At 67.2% G+C, this 12,057-nt stretch carries 15 protein-coding genes; all 15 read right to left on the bottom strand.

Annotation, left to right across the window (positions count from 1 at the left end; all coding sequences use genetic code 11):
- Positions 1-255 precede the first annotated feature (255 nt).
- Positions 256-1,416, bottom strand: a complete 1,161-nt coding sequence (locus AB2385_RS02585; RefSeq protein WP_367653360.1) for a 1-deoxy-D-xylulose-5-phosphate reductoisomerase — start codon at positions 1,414-1,416, stop codon at positions 256-258.
- Between the two features lie 30 nt (positions 1,417-1,446).
- Positions 1,447-2,508 carry a sporulation integral membrane protein YtvI gene (gene ytvI, locus AB2385_RS02580; protein WP_367653359.1) on the bottom strand — a complete coding sequence of 354 codons (1,062 nt, stop codon included), beginning with the start codon at positions 2,506-2,508 and terminating at the stop codon, positions 1,447-1,449.
- Positions 2,509-2,534: 26 nt separating this feature from the next.
- Positions 2,535-3,344, bottom strand: coding sequence for a phosphatidate cytidylyltransferase (locus AB2385_RS02575; protein WP_367653358.1), 810 nt, complete (start codon positions 3,342-3,344; stop codon positions 2,535-2,537).
- A gap of 48 nt (positions 3,345-3,392) precedes the next feature.
- On the bottom strand, positions 3,393-4,163 hold the full coding sequence (locus AB2385_RS02570) for an isoprenyl transferase (protein ID WP_367653357.1): 771 nt from the start codon (positions 4,161-4,163) through the stop codon (positions 3,393-3,395).
- Positions 4,157-4,408 (bottom strand): hypothetical protein, encoded by a 252-nt coding sequence (locus tag AB2385_RS02565; RefSeq protein ID WP_367653356.1) that lies wholly within the window; start codon positions 4,406-4,408, stop codon positions 4,157-4,159. Before AB2385_RS02565 ends, AB2385_RS02570 begins: the two co-directional genes overlap by 7 nt.
- A 3-nt stretch (positions 4,409-4,411) precedes the next feature.
- Positions 4,412-4,969, bottom strand: a complete 558-nt coding sequence (gene frr / locus AB2385_RS02560; RefSeq protein WP_367653355.1) for a ribosome recycling factor — start codon at positions 4,967-4,969, stop codon at positions 4,412-4,414.
- 2 nt (positions 4,970-4,971) lie between these two features.
- Positions 4,972-5,697, bottom strand: a complete 726-nt coding sequence (pyrH, locus tag AB2385_RS02555; RefSeq protein ID WP_367653354.1) for a UMP kinase — start codon at positions 5,695-5,697, stop codon at positions 4,972-4,974.
- 157 nt (positions 5,698-5,854) lie between these two features.
- Positions 5,855-6,769 carry a translation elongation factor Ts gene (tsf, locus tag AB2385_RS02550; RefSeq protein WP_367653353.1) on the bottom strand — a complete coding sequence of 305 codons (915 nt, stop codon included), beginning with the start codon at positions 6,767-6,769 and terminating at the stop codon, positions 5,855-5,857.
- A gap of 225 nt (positions 6,770-6,994) precedes the next feature.
- The gene (rpsB, locus tag AB2385_RS02545; RefSeq protein ID WP_367653352.1) at positions 6,995-7,774 is read right to left on the bottom strand and encodes a 30S ribosomal protein S2; all 780 of its coding nucleotides are present in this window, start codon (positions 7,772-7,774) and stop codon (positions 6,995-6,997) included.
- A gap of 161 nt (positions 7,775-7,935) precedes the next feature.
- A complete protein-coding gene (locus AB2385_RS02540) occupies positions 7,936-8,166 on the bottom strand; it encodes a hypothetical protein (RefSeq protein ID WP_367653351.1) in 231 nt (76 codons plus the stop codon).
- Between the two features lie 92 nt (positions 8,167-8,258).
- On the bottom strand, positions 8,259-8,576 hold the full coding sequence (locus AB2385_RS02535; RefSeq protein WP_367653350.1) for a hypothetical protein: 318 nt from the start codon (positions 8,574-8,576) through the stop codon (positions 8,259-8,261).
- Between the two features lie 119 nt (positions 8,577-8,695).
- A complete protein-coding gene (locus AB2385_RS02530) occupies positions 8,696-10,117 on the bottom strand; it encodes a DUF342 domain-containing protein (protein ID WP_367653349.1) in 1,422 nt (473 codons plus the stop codon).
- A 24-nt stretch (positions 10,118-10,141) separates the two neighbouring features.
- Positions 10,142-10,801, bottom strand: a complete 660-nt coding sequence (locus AB2385_RS02525; RefSeq protein ID WP_367653348.1) for a flagellar brake protein — start codon at positions 10,799-10,801, stop codon at positions 10,142-10,144.
- Between the two features lie 70 nt (positions 10,802-10,871).
- On the bottom strand, positions 10,872-11,090 hold the full coding sequence (locus tag AB2385_RS02520; protein ID WP_367653347.1) for a flagellar FlbD family protein: 219 nt from the start codon (positions 11,088-11,090) through the stop codon (positions 10,872-10,874).
- A 161-nt stretch (positions 11,091-11,251) separates the two neighbouring features.
- Entirely contained in the window at positions 11,252-12,010 is a 759-nt protein-coding gene (gene codY, locus AB2385_RS02515; protein ID WP_367653346.1) for a GTP-sensing pleiotropic transcriptional regulator CodY, read from the bottom strand.
- Positions 12,011-12,057 lie beyond the last annotated feature (47 nt).

Below are 12,057 nucleotides of genomic sequence, written 5' to 3'. Positions count from 1 at the left end.
CCGCCGCCACCCCGTTGGCGGCGTCTGTCACGGCCGGTTCTGCCCCTCCCATTGTAACGACCCGGGGGGCGCACTGCAAGGAACGGCCCGTCCTCCACGTTCCGCGCCTGCAGAGCCGGGGTCCACTGACACGACAGGGTCCCGCTCAATCGAGCGTCGCGAAGCTCGCCACCCGCAGGCCACCGCCCATGCCCGTCACGGTCGATTGTGCCGGCACCGGCAGGCCGGCCGCCACAGCCGGCCACCCGTCCGGGATCACGCGCTCACCACCTGCTGACGCGCTGCGGACCGCGCCCACCGGTCTGCGGCCAGAATCGCATCCAGATCCGGCCGCGGCACCACCTCATGGCGCGCCATCACGCCCGCCACCACGGCGAAGATGCCCGTGAAGGGGATCTCCCCCTTCAGGAAACGGCCCACCGCTACCTCGTTGGCGGCGTTCATCACCGCCGGCATCGTTCCGCCCGCCGCCACGGCCTCACGGGCGTAACGCAATGACGGGAACGTCTCCTCGTCGGGCCGCTCAAAGGTGAGGCTGCCCAGCGCCGCCAGGTCGAGGGGCGCCGTGCAGCCTTCCCACCGCTCGGGATAGCAGAGGGCGTACTGGATCGGCAGCCGCATGTCGGTGGGGCCCAGCTGTGCGATGATGCTGCCGTCGCAGAACTCCACGGCGGAGTGCAGGATCGACTGGGGATGGACGACGACCTCGATCTTGCTCATGGGCACGCCGAACAGCCAGCGGGCCTCGATCATCTCCAGGGCCTTGTTCATGAGCGTGGCGCTGTCGATGGTCACCTTGGCGCCCATCGACCAGCGCGGGTGGCGCAGCGCCTGCTCCGGCGTTACCCCGGAGAGGTCCTTCCACCCCCGGAACGGGCCGCCGGAGGCAGTGAGCAGGATCCGCCGTACCCGGTCCGCGTCCGAGCCGCCCAGGCACTGGAAGATCGCGGAGTGCTCCGAGTCCACCGGCACGATGCGCACCCCGCACCGCCTGACAGCGGCCATGACCAGCTCGCCCGCGGCTACCAGCGTCTCCTTGTTGGCCAGTGCGATGTCCTTGCCCGCCTCGATGGCGGCGAGGGTCGGGCGGACGCCGATGGCGCCCACCACCGCGGTGAGCACCAGCTCGCTCTCCGGGTGCGTCGCCACCCGCTCCAGGCCGTCCTCACCCCAGACGATCTCGGGCCGGTAACCGTCTTCCCTCTGGGCCAGCAGCCGCCGCAGCTCTGCCGCACGCGCCTCGTCTGCCACCGAGAGGAGCAGCGGGCGGTGGCGCAGGGCCTGCTCGGCCAGCACCTCCACCTGACGGCCGGCCGCCAGGGCCACCACGCGGAAGCGGCCCGGGAGGTGGTTGATCACGTCCAGGGCCTGGGTGCCGATGGAACCGGTGGAGCCGATGATGGCGATGTTCTTCATTGAACCAAGACTCCTTCATTACACAGGGGCTCAGATCTTGCGGCTATCGTCGGTGAAGATGGGCAGCAAGCCGGATGTAATCATGGCCTTCAGCAGAATCGTGATCAGCGGGCCGAACAGCACCCCGAGGGCACCGAAAAACTTGATGCCGAGGTAGATCGACAGCAGAACCGCCAGGGGGTGCAGGCCGACGCGGTCGCCCACCACCTTCGACTCCGCCGCCTGCCGGGCCGCACTCACCGCGGCGTAAAGAATAAGCAGTTTGACGCCGAACCAGAAGCGGCCCGTCAGGGCAGCATAGATCGCCCAGGGCACATAGATGGCGCCGGGACCGACGATGGGCAGCACGTCGAGGATGCCGATGGCCAGGCCCGCCAGGGCCACGTAGTTGGCCCCGATGATCGCAAGGCCAAGCATCGAGACGAGCATCGTCATCAAGATCAGCAGCACCTGTGCCTTCGCCCAGCCGATCGCGTCGGTCCAGACCTTGGTCTTCACCTGCCGCAGCTGGTCCCGCCACTTGACCGGGAAGAGCGACAGGAGGAACTTCCCGATGGCCTCCCGGTCGCGCGCGATGAAGAAGGTAGCGACGAACGTGATCACCACGTTAATAAGGAAGCCGGGAACGCTGGTGACGAACCCCAGGTTCTTCGCCAGGCTCTCCAGGTAGCCGACCAGGGTGGACTGGAGTTTGCCCAGGTTTTCGTTGATCTGCACCTGCATCGTCTCCGGCAGGTTGCCGACCAGCTCCTCCAGCTGCGCCAGCAGCTGGACGGAGAAGTCAAGCCCGGCCGCATACAGATAGGGCAGATTGCTGATCAGCGTGCGGATCTCGCCCACGAGGTACGCGATGCCCACGGTGAAAAGGGCCACCAGGACGCCGATGACCACGACCAGCGACACCGCCACGGCCAGCGTGCGCGGCATGCGGGCCCGGCGCACCAGCCACCGGACGGTGGGTTCCATCAGTTCCGCGATGAGCAGTGCGACCACGAAGGGCATCACCAGGGGCAGCCCGTACGTGAGCAGTGCCCAGGAGAGGAGAAGGAAACCAACAAGTCCGAGTACCGAGAAGAGCCAGGCCCGATCCACTGCTCAACCTCCCGCCCTGTTTCGGCTCAGGAGAGGCCGAAGATCAGAGTCGCTACATAATAGACGAACGGCAGCACGAACAGGCTACTGTCAAACCGATCGAGAATGCCCCCGTGGCCGGGCAGCAAGTGCCCGGCGTCTTTCACTCCTGCGGCCCGCTTCAGGGCAGACTCGGTGAGGTCGCCCAGCGTGGCCATCAGCGCGATGGCCGCCCCCAGGAGGAGCCCCTGCCAGCGTGCAATGCCCGCCACCGGCCCCCAGAGCATGCCCACCACCGCGGCGCCGGCCACGCCGCCCAGCAGCCCCTCCACGGACTTCTGCGGCGAGATCTTCGGCGCCAGCTTGTGCCGCCCCAGCGGCACGCCCACGAAGTAGGCCATGGTGTCGGCGCCCCAGGTGCAGAAGAACGCGAGGGCCACCCATGCGAACCCGGCGTCGAACCCGGTTCCGTCCCCGAGCCGCCTCAGGAGCAGGAGGTGGCTCAGCATCCCCACGTAGAACACCCCCGCCAGGGTGATCAGGGCATCGACCGGGGTATACTCCACCGGGCGGGCGAGCGTCCACGTCAGGATCGCCAGCGCCGACAGGGCCACGGCCGCGCCGAGGTGCGGGGCGGTCGGCGGCAGCAGCCCCGCGGCGAGCAGGATGGCGAACACGGCCAGGCTGCCCACGGCCAGGGAGGGCCTGAAACCCATCGCCTGACCGAGGCGCGTATACTCGTAGAAGGCAACAAGGCCCATCCCCGCGACCAGCGCGAGGAGGGGCCACTGCCCGAGATACAGCAGGCCCAAGAACAACGGTATACCCACAAGGCCCGTCAGAATGCGAACGAGCACAGCGTCACCTGCTTTACTCCGACGGCGGCGATCCCGGGCCCAGGCAACCTAGACAGCGCCGAACCGGCGCTCGCGCCGCGCATAGTCGCGCAGTGCCTGTTCCAGATGCTCCCGGGTGAAATCGGGCCAGTACACGTCCGTAACCCAGATTTCGGCATAGGCGGCCTGCCAGAGGAGGAAGTTCGAAAGGCGCATCTCCCCCGCCGTCCGAATCACCAGGTCGGGGTCGGGCAATCCTGCTGTGTACAGGTGGCGTGCGATCGCAGCCGCATCGATATGGGCAGGATCCAGCCGACCGGCCTGGACCTCCGCCGCCAGGCTGCGGAAGGCGTCCACCAGCTCGGCCTGGCCGCCGTAGTTCACGGCCAGGTTCAGGATGAGCCGATCGTTGCCCCGCGTGAGATTGACCGCCCGCTCGATCTCCCGCTGCTGGGCCAGCGGCAGTTCGTGGATTCGGCCGATCGCGTTGATGCGCACCCCGTTCTTGTGGAGGGTCGTCGCCTCGAGCCTGCAGTACTCGAGGAGCAGGTTCATCAGGGTGTCGACCTCGTCTTTGGGCCGCTTCCAGTTCTCTGTGGAGAACGCGTAGCATGTGAGCACCTTGATGCCCAGCTCGGGGGCGGCCTTCACCACCCCCCGCAGGGCCTCCACCCCAGCGCGGTGCCCCGCGGTCCGGGGCAGGCCGCGCTGCAGCGCCCACCGGCCGTTACCGTCCATAATAATGGCGACGTGTAGGGCCCCACCCGCGTTGGAGTGTGAGGCCAGACTGGCGGACGCCTCCCGCGCCTGCCCTGCGTTCTTGTTCAAACCGTCTAGCACGCCCCTCCACGACCTCCCTGCCCTGGAGCCTGTTCCCCGCGCGCGTACTCCCGGTGCGCCAGCACCAGGGTCAGGCCCGCTGGCGTCTCGCGCTGCGCAACGACCCGGAGTTCACCAATCCCCACCGGGCGGCCGGGGGGCGCCGTAATTTTCCACGTGTAGGAGAGGCCGCGGGCAATCAGGATCGGCTCCGCCTCCGTCCAGCGGAGGCCGACGAGATCCCACCGCCATGAACCGCCTTCCACCGGTCAGACCTCCATGATCTCCTTCTCTTTGGCGGCCATGACCTGCTCGCTCTCCTTAATATACCTGTCCGTCAGCTTCTGCACCTCGTCCTGTGCCCGCCTGGACTCGTCCTCGGAGATGGCCTTGTCCTTCTCCATCTTCTTGATCTGGTCGTTGGCGTCGCGCCGGATGTTGCGAATGGCCACCCGCTGCTCCTCAGTGCGCTTGTGGACGACCTTGACCAGCTCCTTGCGGCGCTCCTCGGTCATGGGCGGGACGTTCAGGCGAATCACCACGCCGTCGTTGACCGGGGTGAGGCCCAGGTCCGAGGCGTTGATCGCCCGCTCGATGGCCTTGATCAGGGAGCGGTCCCATGGCTTGATCACCAGTGTGCGGGGATCGGGCACTTCGATCGTCGCCACGTTGTTGACCGGAACCGGCGATCCGTAGGCCTCGACGCGCACCTTCTCCAGCAGCGCCGGAGTGGCCCGCCCCGCCCGCATGCCGGCCAGGTCCTGACGGAAGAGCTCAACCGCCTTTTTCATGCGTTCCTCGGCATCCTTGATGATCTCCTTCGTCATGGTTATACCCCCCTGACATAGGTTTGACCCACGTCCTCACCGAGGACGACCTTCACGATGTGGTTCGGCCCCATCACATCGAAGACGACGATGGGCAGCTGGTTGTCCATACAAAGCGCGGTGGCCGTCGCATCCATGACCTGAAGGTTCTTGGCCAAGACTTCCTGGTATGTCACTTCGTCATACTTGACCGCATGCCTGTTGACGCGGGGATCAGAGTCGTACACCCCCTCCACCCCTTGCTTGCCCATGAGGATCGCATCGGCCTCGATCTCAGCGGCCCGAAGGGCGGCGGTGGTATCGGTGGTGAAGTACGGGTTGCCGGTGCCGGCGGCGAAGATCACCACCCGCCCCTTCTCCAGGTGCCGGATGGCCCTGCGGCGGATGTACGGCTCGGCGATCTGGCGCATCTCCACGGCGGACATGACGCGCGTGTCCACCTGCTGCTTCTCGATCGCATCCTGCAGGGCGAGGGCGTTCATCACCGTCGCCAGCATACCCATGTAGTCGGCCGACGCCCGGTCCATGCCCATCTGCTGCCCCTGGCGGCCCCTCCAGAAGTTGCCCGCGCCCACGACAATGGCGACCTGCACGCCCATGGCGTGGACCGTCTTGATCTGCTCCGCCAGCGCCATCAGGACCTGCGGGTCCAGCCCGAACCCGTTCTGCCCGGCCAGCGCCTCGCCGCTGAGCTTCAGCACCACCCTGCGGTACTTCGGTGTCTGCATCCTCAGGCCTCCAGTCCGTGGTCGGCCGCACACGGCCGATCATTAACGGTTTCTACGTCGCTCAAAGCGTTTCCTCCAGCAGTTGCCGCGATCCCCAGCGCCTTTCCTGCTCGTGGGGGCGGGAGGTCACGTGCCTCCCGCCCCCCAGAGAACAGGCCTACTTCAGACCAGCCTGCCGCATAACCTCTTCGCCGAAGTCGTCCTGCCGCTTCTCGATGCCCTCGCCCTTCTCGAAGCGAGCGAACTGCTTGACCTTCAGCTCTCCGCCCACCTGAGCGGCAACTTCCTTCACCAGGGCGCCGACGGTCTTGCTGGAGTCCTTCACCCACTCCTGCTCCAGCAGGCAGACTTCCTTGAAGAACTTCTGCAGCCGGCCGGCCACCATCTTCTCGGCGATCTCGGGCTTCTTGCCCTCGTTGATGGCCTGGGCCTTCAGGATCTCCCGCTCGTGCTCGATCTCGCTGGCCGGCACATCGCCCGGCTGGACGTAGCGGGCCTTCATCGAGGCGATCTGCAGGGCGAGCTCGTGGCAGAGCTCCTTCACTTCCGGCCGGTCGGCGACCTCCTGGCTCGAGGCCTCCACCTCCAGCAGGACGCCCACGCGGCCCTCGCCGTGGATGTAGGCGTGCACCCGACCGGCCCCGGCGACCTCATACCGGGCGAAGCGGCGCACCTGGATGTTCTCGCCGATGCGGGCCACGGCCTCCTTCACCGTGTCGCCCAGGGCCTCCTGAAGCTCCTCCATGCTGTTCAGCTTGCGGCTCAGCACCAGCTCCGCCACCTGCTGGCACAGGTTGATGAACTGCTCGCCCCTGGCGACGAAGTCGGTCTCGCAGTTGACCTCGACCAGCGCGCCGTGGCGCTCGCCCTCTGCGACGACGGCGTGGACGCGGCCATCGGCGGCCACGCGACCGGCCTTCTTCACGGCGGTGGCCAGGCCCTTCTCCCGCAGGATGTCGACCGCCTTCTCAAAATCGCCGTCCGCCTCCATCAGCGCCTTCTTGCAGTCCATCATGCCTGCGCCGGTCCGGGCCCGGAGCTCAGCCACCATCTTCGCGGTAATCTCAGCCATGATCGAATTACCCCCTGTTGGTTCGCATTCCAGTTCGTGAGACCTGGATCACCAGTTTTTGGCATGCATGGTCACAGTGGACCGGGGGAAGCAACGCACTCCCCCGGCATCCCCCCGTCCCGCGAACGGGGCCCTATTCGTGCAGAAAAGCGGGGCGACCAAGGCGTCAATCCCATCTCATGGGATAGGCTTCCTCGAGTCCGCCCCGCTCATGCTCCACCGCCGCTACTCCGCCTCGTCCTCCACGCCGATCTCGATTTCCTCGACCGGCTCGGCGTCCGTAGCCGGCTCTTCCTCCTCCTCGACCGTGGCGGATACGTCAAGCCCCTGCCGACCCTCGATGACGGCATCGGCGATCTTGCTGGTGATGAGCTTGACCGCCCGGATGGCATCGTCGTTGCCGGGGATCACGTAGTCGATCTCGTCCGGGTCGCAGTTGGTGTCGACGATCGCGACGATCGGAATCTTCAGCTTCCTGAGCTCGGCCACCGCGATGCGCTCCTTGCGCGGGTCGATCACGAAGGCCATGTCGGGCAGGCGGTTCATGCCCTTGATCCCGCTCAGGTACTTGGCGAGCTTCTCCCGCTCGTGCGAGAGCTGCGCCTGCTCCTTCTTGGTGAGCTTCGTCCAGTACTCGGTCGACTCGATCTCCTCGAGCTCGACGAGGCGGGCCACCCGCTTCTTGATCGTCTCGAAGTTGGTCAGCATGCCGCCCAGCCAGCGCTGGTTCACGTAGAACATGCCGCAGCGCTCGGCCTCTTCCCGGACGGCGTCCTGCGCCTGCTTCTTCGTGCCGATGAAGAGGATCCTGCCGCCCTCGGCCGCCACCTGGCGAACCGCGGCGTAGGCCACCTCCATCATGCGCACGGTCTTCTGGAGATCGATGATGTAGATGCCGTTCCGTTCGGTGAAGATGTACTCCTTCATCTTCGGGTTCCACCGGCGGGTCTGGTGGCCGAAGTGGACACCCGCCTCGAGGAGCTGCTTCATGGAAATCACAGACACGAGCGAGACTCACCTCCGCTGATTTTGGAACCTCCGCCCGCTTCATCCCGCCCCGGAACTGCCGTGAGGCAGCATCGCCGCGACGGTCGGCGAACGTGTGTAGTCACACACCAACGGTTATCTTAGCACAATCAGGGCACCCTGGCAAACAGTTTTCGTGGCTAGAAGCCAAACCACGTGCGAATCTGTTCGGGCGTCGCACCCTGGGCCACCATCGCCGCGAGGTTGCGCAGGAGCGGCACAGCGTCAGGCGCGTACCGAACCTCCCCGCGGGGACCGCGCACGGTCAGGCAGCGCATCTGCGTCGCGAACCGGGCCTGGAACCAGCGCAGTTCGGCGGCGCTGAGGCCCACCTCCGCCAGCAGCTCCTCCTCTGACAGCCAGCCGGCCACCCTGCCCCGCCCCCTCGGACCAGTCTTGCAACCATAGATAACGAAAAGCCCGGGCCCGTGGTTCACCGGACCCGGGCCGGGCAGACAGCGCTTCAGACTTTCACGTCCAGGAGGCTGGACCCGTCCTCCGGTTGCTGGCGGGATGCCGGCGCCTGCCGCCGCCTCCGCCCGTCGCCGGGCCGCGGTCCCGTCTGCGCGGCGCCGCCCTGCCGGGCGTCGGGGTTTACCACCGGCCCCTCGGCTTCCGTGCGCCGGCGCACCTGTTTCTGGCTGCGCTCGCCGTCCTGCTGGACCTGCGCTCCCAGCACCTGCTGGAACGCGTGCGGGTACTGCTCGACCTGCTGCACCGCACGCCCCGCCTCGGTGAGGCGCGGCAGCATGGTCAGCGAATCGATCGGTCGCACCGACATCGTCAGACACCTCCCGCCGCCTGCCGTCTGTAATTCCCGGTGCGCCGGTCCGTCGTCCCGAGTACAGATCCGGCATCCCGGTGTCTGCCCGTCATCGCTTTACGCCTGCGCCGGGCCCGCTAGTAGGCGGGCACCAGCGTTACCTCGTCGTCCTCATTCAGCACGAAACAGATGTTGGTCGACATGTCCACAACGGAGTACCGGTGAGGGCCGATGGCGATCCGGACCCCGGGGTAGGCCACGTCGAAAGCCTTCACGCACGCCCCCGGCACCGGCGCCATCTGGGCCTCCAGGGCGGCGGCCCTCGCCGCGAGCTGTTCCCGCTGGGCGGCGGTCAGCCGCTTGCTCCGCGCCAGAAGGTCCCGCGACCTGTCGAAGGCCCCCCGCACCGCCTGCTCCAGGTACTTCTCGTTCCGGGCCGCCTCGTCGAACCGCTCCTCCACCTGGGCCAGCCGGGCGCGGATCTCTTCCAGCTCGGCCCGCACGGCGGGCGGAGCGCCCACTTGCAGTTCGGTCACCGTTCCGCTGGCCGAGCCGAGCGTCCTGGCGCTGATCTCCCGAAGCGCCCGCACGCGACCGCCGACGATGGAGCCGCGCCCCCCGGTCACCAGCACCCGGTCCCCGGACACCCGGGCATTCAGGATGCCATCGGCCACCACGACGTCGCCGCCGGCCTCCACCTCGGCCGCCTCGATGAACCGGCAGCGCACCGTACCCCCCGCCTTCACCTGGCTCCGGCCGCCGCCGACGATACCGTAGCGCACCAGCACATCCCCCGCGGCCTCCACGCAGCCGCCCATGATGCCCCCGTGCACCTCCACGTTCTGGCCGGCCTTCACGGTGAAGCCCTGCGTCACATCCCCGTAGATCACCACGGTGCCCACGAAGTCGATGTTGCCGGTGCCGTAGCCCACATCACCGGAGACGCGGTAGATGGGGGAGACCGTCACCTCTCCCCTGGAGTTGATGGCCGCGTGGCCGTCCACCTGGGCGATTACCGCCTGCCGGTCGGGCGACAGCCTGGTCCCGGAGCCGGCCACTAACCGCACGTCCCTCCCCGGCCGCGCCGGAACGGGGCGACCGAACACGTTGCACCCCGGCTCCCCCTGGGTGGGGGGCTGGCGCCGGGCCAGGACCGTGTCCTTCGCCACGTTCCGCACCATGTTCAGGTCAAAGAAGTTCGCCCGCCCGTCTTCCATCAGGCGCGGAGAACCAGACGGCCCCTGCAGGGCCGGGTGCCGGATGATGGCGCCGTCCTGGCCGTCAACAGGCCGCTTCCCCAGCGCTACCACGGCTTCGGCGCGCCCTCCCCGCTCCGCACGCTGGACCAGATCTCTGACGGCCTCCTGGTCAATGCCGAAGACCACGCCTTTCGCCGCCAGGGCCTGCAAGACCTGTTCAACCGAGACCGGCTTCCCGCCCGGCTCGGGTGGCACGGTGCGCGCCGTCACCATCATGCCGTCGGGAGAGATGACCAGGAGCACCTCACCATCCCGCGGCGCGGGCGGAGCCTGCCCCCTGTTCTCGCCCGGATCGCTCACTCCTACTCCACCCCCAGGACCTCACTACAACAAGCCTTTCCTCCTCCGTTGCCGCTGCTCTGCGAAGATGTACCGCACAATCCGCTCCCGGTCGCGCTCCTCGATGGCGGTGAAGCGCACTCCGAGCCGCGGCGGCGCGTGCGGTTCGGTGATGTGCCGCACCACCTCGGCCTCGGCGGGAATCACCCGGTCGGGCAGGTGGAGCACCAGGTCCAGGCGTGCGCCGACCGGGAACTCCTCCTCCACGAGCAGTTGCGCACCACCGCCGCTCAGGTTGACCACCCGCCCGGACTTCAGTTCCGCCTCGCCTTCGCCCTCGCTCGCGGGCCGGCGCGTGCCGCTCGGGGCGTAATCCACCGGCAGGCTCACGTCCAGCCGCACGAAGTTGCGCAGCTGCAGCCGGCGAATCGCCCCGGGCTCCGGCCGGGTGAGGACCAGCGTCGGCATGTCGCCGCTGCTCCGTTCCAGGACCGTGGCCTCGAAGCCAACCCGTTCGCCGCCTTCGAGGTACTCGACCACCACCTCATCGCCGGGCATCACCGGCAGGAGCGCCGAGCGGTACATCGGGTGCGCCACGCGCAGCGTCTGCTCGTCAACCGCCTCAAGGTACGTCGGATAGCGGCCCTTCCAGATGCCTTGTGGTACGTAGATTGTCACTCGCTCGTTGATTACGGGCAGTCGCACGGACCATATCCTCCTTGGCCTCTATGGGAACACGCGGGGCCCCCGGGCGTGCAGTATGGCACTCGAACGGCTAGTCCACGGGTTCCCGACAGACCGGCAGCGGAGCCTGGCAGGCACGCCGGAACTCGACCACCCGCCGGATGACCTCGTCGACAGACTCCTCCACGATCACCTTGTGACCCGTGGTCAGCGTGATCACGGTGTCCGGGGTCGCCTCCACCGTCTCGATGAGGTCGGCGTTGACGACGAATTCCCCACCTTTCGCCCTGAAACGCCGAAGCTTGATCATGGCGCCTCCCCCCTTCCGGCTGCAGCCACCTTGCACAGCAGGATGTGTATGTGACTTAATCTTTCAGGCAAAAAGTTCGCTCTCTCCCCAGCGGTTCCCTTCTGGAGGCGCTCGAACCAGACCAGAACCCCACGCCGTGCGGCGTGGGGTTCTGGCACCGCCTAGGAGCGCAGCTTGCGGAGTTCTTCGATCAGTCGGTCGTTCAACACCTTGATGTGGGTGCCCTTCATGCCCAGCGACCGGGACTCGATAACGCCGGCCGACTCGAACTTGCGCAGGGCGTTCACGATGACGGAGCGGGTGATGCCGACGCGGTCGGCGATCTTCGAGGCGACCAGGAGCCCCTCGTTGCCGTCCAGCTCGTCGAAGATGTGCTGCACAGCCTCCAGCTCGGAGTACGAGAGCGTGGCCAGGGCGATCTGCACCGCAGCCTTCTTGCGGGCCTCCTCCTCCAGCTCGCCCGCATGGGCCCGGAGGATCTCCACGCCGGCGACGGTGGCCGCCAGCTCGGCCAGAATGAGGTCCTCGTCGCCCAGGCTCTCGCCCCGGACCAGGACCAGCGTGCCCAGCCGCTCGCCGCCGCCGTTGATGGGAACGATGGTCACCAGGCCGCCGCGCATCTCGCTCTCGGCGCCCTCGCGCACCACGGTCAGGCTCTCCTGCTGGCTGTTGGGCGTGGTGTCATCAATCTTCATGAGCGAGCTGTTGTACGCCTCGGTGAAGGTGGCGTTCTGGTAAGCCTCAACGTCTCCGCTCGTGAGCCCCAGGCCGAGGATCTTCCCCTTCCGGGAGGCTACGTAAACGTCGGCGCCCACGAGATCGGCCAGTACTCCGGCCAGTTCGTTAAAGTTTACCTGGGTTCCGGCGCTCTTCTGCAGCAGGCGGTTGATACGACGGGTCTTCTCCAGCAGTGTCTTCATTGAAAATCTGCCTCCGTTTCAGTCTTTCGTATGTGATGGCCAATAGT

It is taken from the genome of Symbiobacterium sp., from assembly GCF_040797425.1.
In the GTDB taxonomy this organism is placed as follows: Bacteria; Bacillota; Sulfobacillia; order Symbiobacteriales; family Symbiobacteriaceae; genus Symbiobacterium.
The sequence above is the reverse complement of the archived record's forward strand: the minus strand, read 5'-3'. Positions and strand labels throughout refer to the sequence as shown.